General features: G+C 63.9%; 12 protein-coding genes, 1 tRNA gene and 2 pseudogenes. 7 read left to right on the forward strand and 8 right to left on the reverse strand.

The genetic code is table 11. From position 1 onward, the window contains the following. Window positions 1–189: 189 nt before the first annotated feature. From GSQ92_RS31780 to GSQ92_RS31065, 6 genes and pseudogenes are all read left to right on the forward strand, one after another. Window positions 190–390, forward strand: a pseudogene (locus tag GSQ92_RS31780) (hypothetical protein); the annotation flags it as partial. A gap of 82 nt (window positions 391–472) precedes the next feature. After that, the gene (locus tag GSQ92_RS19635; protein ID WP_254065800.1) at window positions 473–835 is read left to right on the forward strand and encodes a hypothetical protein; all 363 of its coding nucleotides are present in this window, start codon (window positions 473–475) and stop codon (window positions 833–835) included. A gap of 126 nt (window positions 836–961) precedes the next feature. Continuing rightward, window positions 962–1,795 carry a hypothetical protein gene (locus GSQ92_RS31050; protein WP_254065799.1) on the forward strand — a complete coding sequence of 278 codons (834 nt, stop codon included), beginning with the start codon at window positions 962–964 and terminating at the stop codon, window positions 1,793–1,795. Next, window positions 1,744–2,202: pseudogene (locus tag GSQ92_RS31055) on the forward strand (hypothetical protein); the annotation flags it as partial. The gene GSQ92_RS31050 and the pseudogene GSQ92_RS31055, both read left to right, overlap by 52 nt. Window positions 2,203–2,276: 74 nt before the next feature. Next, complete coding sequence (locus GSQ92_RS31060; RefSeq protein ID WP_371418566.1) at window positions 2,277–2,405, forward strand: hypothetical protein; 129 nt, start codon at window positions 2,277–2,279, stop codon at window positions 2,403–2,405. 12 nt (window positions 2,406–2,417) lie between these two features. Beyond that, window positions 2,418–3,035: a 3'-5' exonuclease gene (locus tag GSQ92_RS31065; protein WP_254065798.1), complete on the forward strand. Its 618-nt coding sequence runs from the start codon at window positions 2,418–2,420 to the stop codon at window positions 3,033–3,035. A gap of 13 nt (window positions 3,036–3,048) precedes the next feature. Here the strand turns inward: GSQ92_RS31065 and GSQ92_RS19645 are convergent, their stop codons facing one another. From GSQ92_RS19645 to GSQ92_RS19675, 7 genes are all read right to left on the reverse strand, one after another. Then, window positions 3,049–3,699 carry a class I SAM-dependent methyltransferase gene (locus GSQ92_RS19645; protein ID WP_158804618.1) on the reverse strand — a complete coding sequence of 217 codons (651 nt, stop codon included), beginning with the start codon at window positions 3,697–3,699 and terminating at the stop codon, window positions 3,049–3,051. A 162-nt stretch (window positions 3,700–3,861) separates the two neighbouring features. Continuing rightward, window positions 3,862–3,937, reverse strand: a tRNA-Lys gene (locus GSQ92_RS19650). Between the two features lie 66 nt (window positions 3,938–4,003). Beyond that, a complete protein-coding gene (locus GSQ92_RS19655) occupies window positions 4,004–4,504 on the reverse strand; it encodes a peptidylprolyl isomerase (RefSeq protein ID WP_158804617.1) in 501 nt (166 codons plus the stop codon). Between the two features lie 113 nt (window positions 4,505–4,617). Further along, window positions 4,618–5,187 carry a peptidylprolyl isomerase gene (locus GSQ92_RS19660; RefSeq protein WP_158804616.1) on the reverse strand — a complete coding sequence of 190 codons (570 nt, stop codon included), beginning with the start codon at window positions 5,185–5,187 and terminating at the stop codon, window positions 4,618–4,620. Next, window positions 5,184–5,702 carry a pantetheine-phosphate adenylyltransferase gene (gene coaD / locus GSQ92_RS19665; RefSeq protein WP_158804615.1) on the reverse strand — a complete coding sequence of 173 codons (519 nt, stop codon included), beginning with the start codon at window positions 5,700–5,702 and terminating at the stop codon, window positions 5,184–5,186. The genes GSQ92_RS19660 and coaD overlap by 4 nt, the downstream gene beginning before the upstream one ends. 9 nt (window positions 5,703–5,711) lie before the next feature. Beyond that, complete coding sequence (gene gyrA / locus GSQ92_RS19670) at window positions 5,712–8,477, reverse strand: DNA gyrase subunit A (protein WP_174246707.1); 2,766 nt, start codon at window positions 8,475–8,477, stop codon at window positions 5,712–5,714. Between the two features lie 272 nt (window positions 8,478–8,749). Next, window positions 8,750–9,628, reverse strand: a complete 879-nt coding sequence (locus GSQ92_RS19675; protein WP_254065797.1) for a lysophospholipid acyltransferase family protein — start codon at window positions 9,626–9,628, stop codon at window positions 8,750–8,752. A 249-nt stretch (window positions 9,629–9,877) separates the two neighbouring features. Here GSQ92_RS19675 and GSQ92_RS19680 point away from each other — a divergent pair, with 249 nt between their 5' ends. Continuing rightward, window positions 9,878–11,056 carry a hypothetical protein gene (locus GSQ92_RS19680; protein ID WP_159013860.1) on the forward strand — a complete coding sequence of 393 codons (1,179 nt, stop codon included), beginning with the start codon at window positions 9,878–9,880 and terminating at the stop codon, window positions 11,054–11,056. Between the two features lie 97 nt (window positions 11,057–11,153). Here GSQ92_RS19680 and pnp read toward each other — a convergent pair whose 3' ends face one another. Further along, window positions 11,154–13,304 carry a polyribonucleotide nucleotidyltransferase gene (pnp, locus tag GSQ92_RS19685; RefSeq protein ID WP_158804611.1) on the reverse strand — a complete coding sequence of 717 codons (2,151 nt, stop codon included), beginning with the start codon at window positions 13,302–13,304 and terminating at the stop codon, window positions 11,154–11,156. Between the last annotated feature and the right edge of the window lie 219 nt (window positions 13,305–13,523).

Consider the following 13,523-nt stretch of genomic DNA (forward strand, 5'->3'; position numbering starts at 1 on the left):
CCGCACAACTTCGGCCACGACCACCCGCGCCTCAGGCCGGTTGATGCGGTTGGAGGAGCCACGCTCATAGAGGCCGTCAGCAACCCGAACGAGACGAACCGCCCGATCCGTTGTGACCGGCGATGGGAAAGTGACGAGCCGGCCGCCGTAATAACGTTCAATGCTGATCAGCAGCGCCTCATCGAAAACCTGCTCGAGGAACAGCGGCGCGCCTATCCGGATCTCGAAACCTTCTTCGACAAAGAGCGGTGGCACGAACCCGTCTTCGTCAAGAACCTGGAAAATGTCCAAGGCGATGAGCGGGATGTTATCATTTTCTCGGTTGCGGTCGGGCCGGATGCCGCGGAGCGCGTCTCGACCACCGTCTCCTCGCTGAACAAAGAGGGTGGACATCGTCGTCTCAACGTCGCGATCACGCGCGCTCGGTTGGAGCTAGTTGTCTTTGCATCGTTGCGACCGGAGCAGATTGATCTTGGCCGCACCGGGTCGCGCGCGGTGCGCGACTTCAAGCATTTCCTCGAATTCGCTGATCGCGGCGTTCGCGCGCTGGCGGACCGGCGAGATCCGGTCAGGCGGCACGGAGAGCATCGCCGCGTGGTTTATCGACACGCTGTATGACGAGGAAAGTTTTCGCGTCCGCCACGCCTATTTCCTCGGCGCCAACGACCCCTACAAATCGCTCAAGACCGCGCTCAGGGCGGAGATCGACGAGGAAGCCTGGGCCACGCTCTATCGCGATACCTCGCGCCCCTTCCCAAGGCCGGAAACGGGACGGATCGCGGTGAAGGTGATCAATCACTTCGGCGACGAGGTGATGAAGGTGTTCGCGGTGTAAATTTCGTGTCCGACAGAACAACGCCGAGTGGGCGAGGGCGACGCAACATCACCGTCATCCCCCGCCTTCGCGGCGAATGACGGATGAATTCAGTCCCCACCGTTGAATCTGAAAGCAGAGTCGCGCATGGAATTCCGCATCGCCGAGACCTTCACTGCCGCGCTCGCGCGGCTGGATGGGCAAGCGCAGAAGGCCGCCAAAACCACGGCCTTCGACCTGCAGGTAAATCCCGCCGCTCCGGGGCCGCGCTTCCACCGGATCGAGGCCTCGCGCGACCCGGATTTCTGGTCGGTCCGCGCCAATGCCGATATCCGCAGCATCATCCACAAGACACAGGCGAGCTTCCTGCTCGCTTATGTCGATCACCACGACGCCGCCTATGCCTGGGCCGAACGCCGCCGGATCGAGGCGCATACCAACACCGGCGCCATCCAGATCGTCGAGGTGCGGGAAAGGGTGGAGGAACTCGCGGCCGTGCCGGTGGTACCGCCGCCGGCGGCCGTGCCACCTCTATTCGCCCTGCTTTCGGCGGAACAGCTACTCGGCATCGGCGTGCCGCCAGACTGGATCGCCGACGTGCAAGCCGCGACGGAAGAGGGCTTCTTCACCCTCGCCGAGCATCTCCCTGCCGAGGCGACCGAGGCCTTGCTGGAATATGTCGCGTCGGGCCAGTGGCAGCGACCCATCACGAAACCGCTGTCGCCGCCGATCCCTTCGCTCATCCTGATGCACAGCGCCGCTTCCGCACGATCGGCAATGAGGCGGAACTCGCGGCGGCGCTGGACGCGCCCTGGGAGCGATGGATCGTCTTTCTCCACCCCAGCTAGCAAGGCGTCGACGAGCGCGGCTTCAACGGCCCGGCACGCGTCACTGGCTCCGCGGGCACGGGGAAGACGGTCGTCGCCCTCCACCGCGCCGCACGGCTGGCACGAACCTCGCCGAGCAGTCGCGTGCTGCTGACCACCTTCTCGGCGCAGTTCGCCGCCGCCTTGGAGCGACGCCTGACGGCTCTGGCCGTGGCCTCGCCCGGCATTGCCGCGCGCATCACGGTCTCGCCGATCCGCGCGGTGGCGGATGAGCTGTTCCAGCTCGCCTTCGGCCGCCGTGCGGTTCCCGCATCGGACGAGCAGATGCGCGATGCGGTGACGAAGGCGGCGTCGTCCGTGGGCGACAGCGGTTATCCGCTGCGCTTCATCCTCTCGGAATGGCGGTATGTGGTGGATGCCTGGCAGATCGAGGATGTCACGGCCTATGCCACCGTGCCCCGTCTTGGCCGCAAGAGCCGGATGAGCGCCGGACAGAGGGAGAGCGGCTGTGGCCGGTCTTCGCGGCGACGCGCGCCTCCCTGGCAAAGCGCGGGCTGCTGACCTGGGCGGAGATCTTCAGCCGGGCGACCGCCTATTATGCTGCCCGGGCCGACAAGCCCTTCGATCATGTGGTGGTGGACGAGGCGCAGGATCTGGGTGTTCCAGAGTTGCGATTGCTGGCGGCCATCGCGCCCACCGGGCCGGACGCGCTGTTCTTCGCCGGCGACGGCGGCCAGCGGATCTCCCAGCAGCCCTTCTCCTGATCGGCGCTGGGCGTGGATGTCCACGGACGCTCCTCCACGCTGACCGTGAATTACCGCACCTCGCACCAGATCCGGCGCATGGCGGATCGGCTATTGCCCTCGACGGTGCAGGACGTTGACGGCGTCATCGACCAGCGGGACCGCACGGTGTCTCTCTTCGACGGCCCGGCACCGGAAGTGTGCGTGTTTTTGTCGCGCGAGGCGGAGATCGGGGGCGTCGGTGCTTGGTTACGCGATGCCATGGCATCGGGCATCGCCTCATTCGAAATCGGCGTTTTCGTCCGCAGCCGTGGTGAGTTGGACCGCGCGCGAGCCGCGATCCTGAACGCGGGCGCGACACCGGGAGAACTCGCGGATCTCGAGGAGACGACATCACCGCGCATAACGGCGGCGACGATGCATTTCGCCAAAGGGCTGGAGTTCAAGGCGGTCGTGGTGATGGCCTGCGACGATGATGTGCTGCGGCTACGCGCACGTCTGGAGGGGGTGACCGACGAGGTCGAATTGGATGAAGTTTACGAGACAGAGCGGCATTTGTTCTATGTTGCCTGCACGTGGGCGCGGGATCGCCTCTTCACCTGTGGCGTCGGCCCGGTATCTGAATTCTTCGGCGATCTCGCGGCAAACTGACGGTTCCGCAATGTCACATCGGCCAATACTTCGCGTAGAAGTGTCGACGTGGCAATGCGAACCGCGCTAGTTGGGGTTGCGCCGAAAGCAAGTCGTAGTTCAGAAACATCATTAGATTCTGTTGTAGCCACGGGTACATTTTCGGCTCGTTGGCGATGGCTGGCCGAATGATCTCCAGCGGGACAAAATTTCGCTGCCAGAATTTATCGACCCAATACCTCGGTTTCTGCTCATTGACGTGATCGACTCCACCCTGACCCGGAATAGCCGCCGAGAACACCAACACGTTGGCCGCATTCACCATGCTGTCGCACAAGCTGTCGGAGGAAGTTGCGGGAAGATGCTCCCCTACCTCGACCGAGAGCGCGAGATCGAACGACCGGTAAAACTCGAAACGTTCGTTGCCGAGATCCGCGATCCGCAATTCGGACTCTTCGATCAGCATTTCGCTCTGCTTGATCCAGTCTCCCTCGATCCCCAGAACCCTGCTCGCTCCGAGCATCTTGGCGGCGTGTAGCCAGCCGCCGATGCCGCATCCGAAATCCACAACGGAGTCGAATGGAACGTGCCGCTTGATCGCCTGGAGGCATTTTCTCGCATTGAGGATGCGAAACTCCCGGTCAGCGAGACGGGACTTGTGGAGGATCCCGTAGTGCTCGCTCATGAAGCCCCCGCCTTCGTTCTGACGGAGCTAGCCCTTCATCGCTGCGAAATGGCGATGACCGGCGACACGACTCAACTCGTCGGCCACCTTTTCGGCCGAAGGTGGTCACTTATGTCTTAAGAGGCTCTGGTGCGCGAGTGGCCAAATGGACACTGCAGGACATGGTGAGCCCGGTGGGACTCGAACCCACGACCCCATGATTAAAAGTCACGTGCTCTACCAGCTGAGCTACGGGCTCCAAGGCACGAAGAGGCGGGTGCCTTACACGGCAAGGCACCCGCCGCGTCAAGCGGTAAGGTGAGGGTTACTGGCCTTTTATGGCCGTCATCTTCACGATGCGGTCGGGATCCGTCACCGAGCCGCTCTGTCCGGCGCCCTTTTTGATCGCCTCGACATGCTCCATCCCGCTCACCACCTGGCCGACGATGGTGTACTGGCCATCAAGCCAGGGAGTCGCCGCGAGGCAGATGAAGAACTGGCTGTTGCCGCTATTCGGGTCGGCGGTGCGCGCCATGCCGACAGTGCCGAGCTCGAACTTCGCCTCCTTGGAGAACTCCGCCGGTAGGTTCGCGAGCTTGCTGCCGCCCGTGCCAGTGCCGGTCGGGTCGCCGCCCTGCGCCATGAAGCCCGGAATGACGCGGTGGAAGGGCGTGTTGTCGTAAAAACCCTCCGCTGCCAGGGACAGCAGTCGCTCGGCCGCCTTGGGCGCGATATCGGGCCGCAACGCGATGATGACGCTGCCGGTTTTCAGCGTCAGCTCAAGGGTCGGGCCACTGCCGGTGGCGTCAGGCTGTGATGCGCTCATGCGTCGTCCATTCGATGGTGTGAAAGAGGGGGTGTGAAAGAGGGGGTGTGAAAGAGGGGGTGTGAAAGAGGGGGTGTGACGGCGTGGAGTGCCGAGACAGAGGTAAGCCGCGGCTACTGCCCGGCCGAAATCACCGTCATCTTCACGATGCGGTCAGGCGCGCTGGTGACCTGGCCGTTGTCGCCGTCACCTTTCTTGATGTTGTTGACATACTGCATGCCGCTGATGACCTGGCCGACGATGGTGTATTGGCCGTCGAGCGAAGGCTGCGGCGCGAAGCAGATGAAGAACTGGCTGTTCGCCGTGTTCGGATCGCTGGTGCGCGCCATGCCGATCGTCCCGGTCACGAATTTCGCATCATTCGAGAATTCCGCCGGGAGGTTGGGCAGGCTGCTGCCGCCGGTGCCTGTGCCGGTCGGGTCGCCGCCCTGGGCCATGAAGCCGTCAATGACGCGGTGGAAGGGCGTGCCGTTGTAGAAGCCCTGCTGCGTCAGCGTGATGAGGCGGGCGACGGCCTTGGGCGCCAGATCAGGGCGGAGCTGGATGATGACCCGGCCGTCCTTGAGATCCATCGCCAATTCAGGCGCACCGGCGGCACATGCCGAAACGGCGCCCGCAAGGCCGGAGGTTGTGACAGCCGCCGCTACCGCGACGGCAATCAGCCCGCGTCGATTGAATATCATGATGTCGTTTTCTCCCTTATCCGCGCGGCCAGCCGTTCCTCGGTTGAGGGCGGGACGAAGCTCGAGACGTCCCCGCCCAGGCGCGCAATCTCCTTCACGAAGCGTGAGGAGATGAATTGATGCCGCTCGCTGGCCATCAGGAACACCGTCTCGATCTTCGGATCAAGCCGGTAGTTCATGCCCGCCATCTGGAACTCGAAATCGAAGTCGGAGATCGCCCGCAGACCACGCAGGATCATGACGGCGCCGGTCTCTCGCGCGAAATCGACGAGCAGGGACGAGAACGGCCGCACTTCGATCGCCGCGCCATGCTCGGCGGACACTGAGGCGATCGCCAGCTTGGCCAGTTCCACGCGTTCAGGCAGCGAGAACATCGGAGACTTCCCCCCGCTCACCGCGACGCCGACCACGAGGCGGTCAACCAGCTTGGCGCCCCGCGTGATGATGTCCATGTGGCCATGCGTCACCGGATCGAAGGTCCCGGGATAGACGCCGACCTTTTCGGGCCTGGGCATGAAGTCCTCTCAGACGGCGGGATCGTCGCCTTCCGGCGCTTGCTCATCGGAGATGTCGGTCCCGGGATCGATTTGACCAGGGTCGATATGCTCCATGCCGCTTTCGATGAGCGGGGTATCCGCGTCAACGGGCCCCTCCATGACCGGGAAAACGCTGGTGACCGTCTCTCCCTCGCCCAGACGCACCAACGTCACGCCCTGGGCCTGTCGGCCGGTCACGCGAACCTGATCGGCGGGCACGCGGATGAGGCGGGCGGCACTGGTGACCAGCATGAGGTCATCGCCGGCATGAACCGGGAAAGTCGAGATGACCGTGGTGCCGTTGCGGCGCGACAGGGTGATGTTGGTGATGCCCTGGCCACCGCGGCCGGTCACCCGATAGTCGAAGGCGGAGGAACGTTTGCCGTAACCGCCATCGGTGACCGTCAGAATCATCTGCTCGGCTTCCTGCATCGCGCGGAACTTCTCCTCGCTCAGCGCTTCCTCGGCGGGGCTCCCTTCGGCCTCGGCTTCCGCCTCAACCTCAGCGACGGCTTCGTCGTCACCGCTGCGGTTGCGCTTGAGGTAGGCCGTGCGTTGCCCTGGGCTGGCTTCGAGGTGGCGCAATACGGAGAGTCCGATGACCCGGTCGCCGGCCGCGAGCCGGATACCGCGCACGCCGGCCGAGTCACGGCCGGCGAAGACGCGCAGGTTATCGCCGTGGATGTGGAAGCGGATGCAGCGGCCGCGCTCGCTTGCCAGCATCATGTCGTCGCCGTCGCGGCAGGTGGCGACGCCGATGAGGTGGTCGCCCTCATCGAGCTTCATGGCGATGAGGCCGGAGGCACGCATGTTGCGGAAGTCGGAGAGCTTGTTGCGCCGGACATTGCCCGCGGCGGTGGCGAAGACGAGATGCAGGTTTTCCCAGAGGCTCTCGTCCTGCGGCAGCGGCAGCACAGTGGTGATGGTGTCGGTGCCAAGCTCGGGCAGCAGGTTGATCAGAGCCCGGCCCTTGGCCTGCGGCCCGGCTTCCGGCAGCCGCCAGACCTTCTCGCGATAGGCTTTGCCGCCCGAGGAGAAGAACAGCACCCATTGGTGCGTATGCGCGTTGAAGCTGCGCGTCACCACGTCGTCGCCGCGCGTCGCCGCCGCCGTGCGGCCTCGGCCGCCGCGATTCTGCTGGCGGAAGGTCTCCAGTGGTGTGCGCTTGATGAAGTTGTCGCGGGTGATGGTGACGACCATCTGGCCCGGCTCGATCAGGCTCTCGTCGTCCTGGTCCGCGGCGGCATCAGTGATTTCAGTCGCGCGGGGCGTGCCGATTTCGAGACGAACAGTGGCAAGCTCGTCGCGCATGACCTCCAGCCGGCGCGGGCGCGAGCCGATGATGTCTAGCAAATCGCCAATCTTCTCCGCGACATCGGTGAGTTCGGCCTGGATCTTGTTGCGCTCAAGCCCGGTGAGGCGTTGCAGCCTCAGGTCGAGAATGCCGCGCGCCTGAGCCTCGGTCAGCTTCACCGTGCCGGCCTCGGCGACCGCATTGCCGCGATCCTCGATCAGGGCGAGGAGCGGCAGCACGTCCTCGGCCGGCCAGTCCCGCGCCATAAGGGCGAAGCGGGCGGCGGCGGCGTCGGGGGCGGCGCGGATGAGGCGGATGACCTCATCGATATTGGCGACCGCGATGGCGAGGCCGACGAGCAGATGGCCGCGATCCCGCGCCCGCGCCAGATCATGCCGGGCGCGGCGGAGGATGACATCCTCGCGGAAGGTGATGAAGCAGCCCAGCAGTTCGCGAATGCCCATCTGGCGCGGGCGGCCACCATCCAGCGCCAGCATATTCACGCCGAAAGACGTCTGGAGCTGAGTGAAGCGGAAGAGCTGGTTGAGCACCACCTCGGGCGTGGCATCGCGCTTGAGTTCGATGACGATGCGCATGCCGGAGCGGTCGCTCTCGTCCCGCAAGTCGGAAATGCCCTCGACCTGCTTGGCGCGGACCAGATCGGCCATCCGCTCCATCAGGGTCGATTTGTTCACCTGATAGGGGATCTCGGTGACGATGATCGCGGTGCGATCCTTGCGGATCTCCTCGAACTCCGTGCGGGCGCGGAGGATGACGCTGCCGCGTCCGGTCTCGAAGGCCTGCCGGATACCGGAGCGGCCGAGGATGATGGCGGCCGTGGGGAAATCGGGACCCGGCACGATGGCCATGAGCTCATCAAGCGTGATGCCCGGATTCTCGATCATGGCGAGGGTCGCGTCGATGATCTCGGTCGGGTTATGCGGCGGGATATTGGTCGCCATGCCGACCGCGATGCCCTGCGCGCCGTTGACGAGCAGATTGGGGAAGCTGGCCGGCAGAACCTTGGGTTCCTCGGCGCTCTCGTCGTAGTTCGATTGGAAATCGACCGTATCGCGGTCGATGTCGTTGAGCAGGAACATGCTCGCATTGGCGAGGCGGGATTCGGTGTAGCGCATCGCCGCCGGCGGATCGCCATCGACCGAGCCGAAGTTGCCCTGGCCGTCGATCAGGCGGACGCGCATTGAAAACGGCTGCGCCATGCGGACGAGGGCGTCGTAAATCGCCGAGTCGCCATGTGGGTGATACTTACCCATCACGTCACCGGTGATGCGCGCAGACTTGCGGTAGGGCTTGTCGGGCGTGAAACCCGACTCGTTCATCGAGAACAGGATGCGGCGATGGACGGGCTTGAGGCCGTCCCGCGCATCGGGCAGGGCGCGCGCCACGATGACCGACATGGCGTAGTCGAGATACGAGCGGCGCATCTCGTCTTCCAGCATGACGGGAAGGGTCGCGGAGGGCGGCAGCGGGGGATTGGAGGGCGTGTCGCTCAAAGGTCTCTCGGAAGGTAGGGGTGGCGTGACGCTGCGGAGTTTCCTGCGGCCACCGGAAGCGCCGAACGGGCCCCGAAATCGGAGCCTGCAGGCGCTGTTCTATGACCTTAAGGGGGGCGAGAGGCAAGGGGCGACGGGCCCTCGCAGCCCAGGGCTACCCATTTGAATTGCCCTCGTTCCTTTGGGCCGAGGTGGGGTGCGGTCCGGGCGCAGCCGCCTCATTGCTTAGGCCAGCGCTTGTGAAGCCAGAGCCAGGCGCCGGGGTCGCCGCGCACCCAGCGCTCCACCGTCTCGTTCATGGCGGTGGTGAGCGCCAGGATGTCGGCCTTGCGGTCGCCGGTTTGAGGCGCGGCGAGGGCGGGTTCGCAGACGACGCGGAAACGCGCCGGCTCCAGCCGTTCCACCCGGATCGGCACCAGTGGCAGGCCGAAGCGCAAGGCAAGCTGGGCGGCGGCGGGGGCGGTCATGGCCGGGTGGCCGAAGAACGGCGCGGCGATGCCGTCATTCATCTTCTGGTCGATCAGCAGACCAAGGGAGCCGCCGCGCGCGATATGGGCGAAAGCGTCACGCGCGCCGCGCGCGCCCTTGGTGAACATCTGAACATGCGGCCCAAGCCCGGCGAGTCGCAGCTCCTGGATCACCCGGTCGGCCGCTGGGTTGGAGGCCGGACGATAGAAGCCGGAGACCGCGAGGCCAGTTTGCGAGGCGACGGGGAGGATCATCTCCCAATTGCCGAAATGCGCCGAGAAGAAGATCGCCTGACCGGCCGGCAGATTCTCGCGGCCGACCATCTCCCAGCCTGGGCCCGAATCGGTCTCGCGCAGGGTGGCGGTGTGCGGCAGTTCGCCGACGGTACGGCCGATCGATTCCCAGACGTTCCCGATGATCACCCGGCGCGCGGCCGTATCCAGTTCGGGCATGGCGCGCTGCAGGTTTCGGTCGGCCACCTTCGAGACGGAGAGCCGCTGCCCGATGCCGCGGCTCAGGGCGCCCGCGAGATTGGAGGCGCGCCTCGGCCCGAGCGCCGTCAGCAGGCCGAAACCACGACGCAGGAGGAAAGCAGTGAAAGCCTGCTGAGCGGTGTCGGCGCGCCTCACGCGTGCCGATGGATCGTTAACCATACGGCATAGTACACGAACCTGTGAGCTCCGGGCCAGAGCCCTGCAGGAAGGAGGGTAGTAGGGAAACCGGGGGGCATCGCTCACGCATAAACATATGTATATGTGTGAGCGATCGGCCCCGGGGTGACATATTCTTTAACGGTATTCTTATAAGGTCGATTCTAACGATGTTTATTTATAGAAAATAAAGGAAACAAGCCGGAATAATCAGAAAACGAAGGTCGAATGAAAATGGGCGTGCCTGGCCCGAATAACGTCTCCACCAATTACAATCCGTATTCTGGGATTATTGGAGGGAGCGAAGGCTACGTCAGCTCGCCGAGAACAATTTTCAAGCCCGCGGCACAGTATGTGATCGATCGAATCGATCCGGCGATCCAGGCCTATCTCAGAAATGCGCAGGTCGCAGCGAAGGGTTGGCCGAGTGACTTGCAACGCGGAGCACGGGATATCTCGCTCGAAAAGCCGTTGGACCCGAGTCATCTCGCCAGGCAGCCTCCGGCCTATACCGCGCAGCCGGTTTCACAAATCATGCGAGAATACTTCGATCAAATGCTTCGATCGAACATCACCTCGACGGGACGATGGCCGACGGACGGTTACGTCGCGGATGTGAACAGCGCTTATGAAGCCGCTCTCAGGGGGGCGACGAATCATGGTGCCTATGACCATTTCGCCACGCTCGACGGCGACGTTCGGCAAGGCTTCAATGCAGCGGAAACCCTGCAAAACTTCATACGGAACAACCTGCGGGCGGCGGCGGAGACGTATAACGTCACCGGGTCTTCCGTTTCGCACCCCAACAACGTCGTGCGCGACTTTTACAGCGCGCAGATGAGCGACATCGTGAACAGTCGCCCCGTGGACTTCACGAGCTTCACCGCTGAGGACTTTGCCAGGTATTGGCAAGACTACGGTGGAATGGAGAAAATCAGAAATTTCTACAGCGCCGACACTATCGGCGACAACATTCTTGGAGCAACCCACGAGTACGACCCGGCCCATGCCTGCGTCAACGATGGCGTCTTCTTCTGGCCCCATCTGAATGACGCGCTCACCTACGGCCTGCCCGGCACACTTAGAACCGAAGCCATCAGCAATGGGTGGAAGTTCTGGAGGAAGACGCAATACAAAGAAAGCATGAATTATCAACAGAATCCCGCAGGGATGCCAACCGGCCTGCGGGACCATTTTATTTACTACGGCAATGACGTTTCGAGCCGTCTTTTCCTGCGGGAGAATAACTATCGGCTCGGGGATTCCGGGCCTTGGATCCCCTACAACACGACGCGGTCCGCCCTATCCAATCGAGAGACCGTCAACCAAACCAATCACATCATCAGCGAAGCGGATCGGATGTTCGGAAATAAGTGGTGGTACTGTCGCGGCTGGTCGAACACCTGAACCTCGCAAGAGAGTAACCAACAGGGCTTCAGAAAAAGAGAAGCCGGCAGGTTTCCCCGCCGGCTTCTCCAAAGATTCGAGGCAGCGTGAGCGCGGATTACTCGGCCGCGCGATCCTCGCGACGGCCGCCTTTGGCGCCGACCTGATCGGAAATGTCCGCGCCCGTTGCCTGATCAACTACGCGCATCGAGAGCTTCACCTTGCCGCGGTCATCGAAGCCGATGACCTTGACCTTCACGGCATCACCTTGAGCCACGATGTCGGTGGTCTTCTGCACGCGCGTCGAGGCCAGCTCACTGATATGGACCAGACCGTCCTTGGCGCCGAGGAAGTTCACGAAGGCGCCGAAGTCGGCGGTCTTCACGACCTTGCCGTTGTAGATGCGGCCGATCTCAGGCTCCGCGACGATGCCCTGGATGCGGTCGATCGCGGCCTGGGTCTTTTCCTCGCTGGTCGAGGCGATCTTGATCGTGCCGTCGTCGTCGATATCGATCTTGCAGCCTGTCAGCTCAACGATCTCGCGGATCACCTTGCCGCCGGTGCCGATCACTTCGCGAATCTTGTCCTTCGGCACATTGATGATCGTGATGCGCGGCGCGGTCGCGGCGACGCCGCCACGGCCCTCGGTCAGCGCCTTGGCCATCTCGCCCAGGATGTGCAAGCGGCCATCCTTCGCCTGATCCAGAGCGATCTTCATGATCTCGGGCGTGATCGAGGTGATCTTGATGTCCATCTGCAGGCTGGTGATGCCCTGCTCGGTGCCCGCCACCTTGAAGTCCATGTCGCCGAGGTGATCCTCGTCGCCCAGGATGTCGGAGAGCACGGCGAAGGCGCGGTCTTCCTTGATCAGGCCCATGGCGATACCGGCCACAGGGCGGATCAGCGGAACGCCCGCATCCATCAGCGCCAGCGAGGTGCCGCAAACGGTCGCCATCGAGGAGGAACCGTTGCTCTCGGTGATCTCGCTGACCACGCGAAGGGTGTACGGGAACTTGTCCTTCGCGGGCAGCAACGGGTGGATGGCGCGCCAGGCGAGCTTGCCATGGCCGATTTCGCGGCGGCCTGGCGAACCCATGCGGCCGGCCTCGCCGACCGAATACGGAGGGAAGTTGTAGTGGAGCATGAAGTGCTCCCGATACTCGCCCTCCAGCGCGTCGATCATCTGCTCGTCCTGGCCGGTGCCGAGGGTGGCGACACAGAGCGCCTGGGTCTCGCCGCGGGTGAAGAGGGCGCTGCCATGGGCGCGCGGCAGGATGCCGACTTCGGCAATGATCTGGCGGACGGTCTTTGTGTCGCGGCCATCGATGCGCAGGCCGGTGTCAAGGATCGCGTTGCGGACGATGTCGGCTTCGAGATCCTTGAACAGACCCTTCGCCTTATCGGCGTCCAGACCCTCGGCCGTCAGCGACTCGCCGGCGGCCTTCTTGGCGGCGCCGATCTTCTCCTGGCGGGCGGTCTTGTGGGTCTCCTTATAGGCTTCCGCGATGCCGGCGCGGGCCAGCGCATCGACGCGGGCGGCGAGGGAGGTCTGGGCCTCAGACGTCTCGGGCAGGGCCCAGGGCTCCTTGGCGGCGTGTTCGGCCAGCTCGATGATGGCGTTGATCACGGCCTGGAACGCGGTGTGACCAAAGGTCACCGCGCCGAGCATGATCTCCTCGGACAGTTCGCGGGCCTCGGACTCGACCATCAGCACGCCCTCGGCGGTGCCGGCGACGACGAGGTCGAGTTCGCTCTCCTCGGTCTGGGCCAGGGTCGGGTTAAGGACGAACTCACCATTGAGGCGCGCCACACGGGCGGCGGCGACAGGGCCGAAGAACGGGATGCCCGAGAGGGTGAGAGCGGCGGAACAGCCGATCATGGCGACGATATCGGGGTCGTTCTCGAGATCGTGGCTGAGGACGGTCGCGACGACCTGGACTTCGTTGCGAAAACCCTGGGGGAAGAGCGGGCGGATCGGACGGTCGATCAGGCGGCTGACCAGCGTCTCGTTCTCGTTCGGACGGCCTTCGCGCTTGAAGAATCCGCCGGGAATTTTACCGGCCGCGAAAGCCTTTTCCTGGTAGTTCACCGTCAGCGGGAAGAAGTCCTGCCCCGGCTTGGCACTCTTGGCGCCAACGGCCGTGCAGAGCACGATCGTGTCGCCGTAGCTCACCATGACGGCGCCATCGGCCTGACGGGCGATCTTGCCGGTTTCGAGAACCAAGGGGCGTCCGCCCCATTCGATTTCCTTGCGGAAGTAATTGAACATCAATGCATCCTTGCGGGCTGCGCGAATGCGACGGCGATGGTGACGGAACCGACGCTGAGAGGAGGATCGACGCGATCACCTCTCCTGCGAAGCGAAGGGAGCAGCGGGCGCTGCTCTAGCGGGGCTTCGGCGTCTCGGGCGGCATGGGGAGCGAATGCGGCTTCCGGAAAGCTGGGAGCGCATCCGCCGGCCATGTGGCCGGAAACGCCGCTTGGCCCC

This window comes from Acidisoma sp. S159 (assembly GCF_009766125.1).
Taxonomy (GTDB): domain Bacteria; phylum Pseudomonadota; class Alphaproteobacteria; order Acetobacterales; family Acetobacteraceae; genus Acidisoma.

Excerpts from the sequence above, each read along its gene's own strand:
- GSQ92_RS19680 (WP_159013860.1), top strand. The coding sequence starts at position 9,878 with ATGAAAATGGGCGTGCCTGGCCCGAATAACGTCTCCACCAATTACAAT.
- pnp (WP_158804611.1), bottom strand. The coding sequence starts at position 13,304 with ATGTTCAATTACTTCCGCAAGGAAATCGAATGGGGCGGACGCCCCTTG.
- coaD (WP_158804615.1), bottom strand. The coding sequence starts at position 5,702 with ATGCCCAGGCCCGAAAAGGTCGGCGTCTATCCCGGGACCTTCGATCCG.
- GSQ92_RS31050 (WP_254065799.1), top strand. The coding sequence starts at position 962 with ATGGAATTCCGCATCGCCGAGACCTTCACTGCCGCGCTCGCGCGGCTG.
- GSQ92_RS19655 (WP_158804617.1), bottom strand. The coding sequence starts at position 4,504 with ATGAGCGCATCACAGCCTGACGCCACCGGCAGTGGCCCGACCCTTGAG.
- gyrA (WP_174246707.1), bottom strand. The coding sequence starts at position 8,477 with ATGCTGGAAGACGAGATGCGCCGCTCGTATCTCGACTACGCCATGTCG.
- GSQ92_RS19660 (WP_158804616.1), bottom strand. The coding sequence starts at position 5,187 with ATGATATTCAATCGACGCGGGCTGATTGCCGTCGCGGTAGCGGCGGCT.
- GSQ92_RS19645 (WP_158804618.1), bottom strand. The coding sequence starts at position 3,699 with ATGAGCGAGCACTACGGGATCCTCCACAAGTCCCGTCTCGCTGACCGG.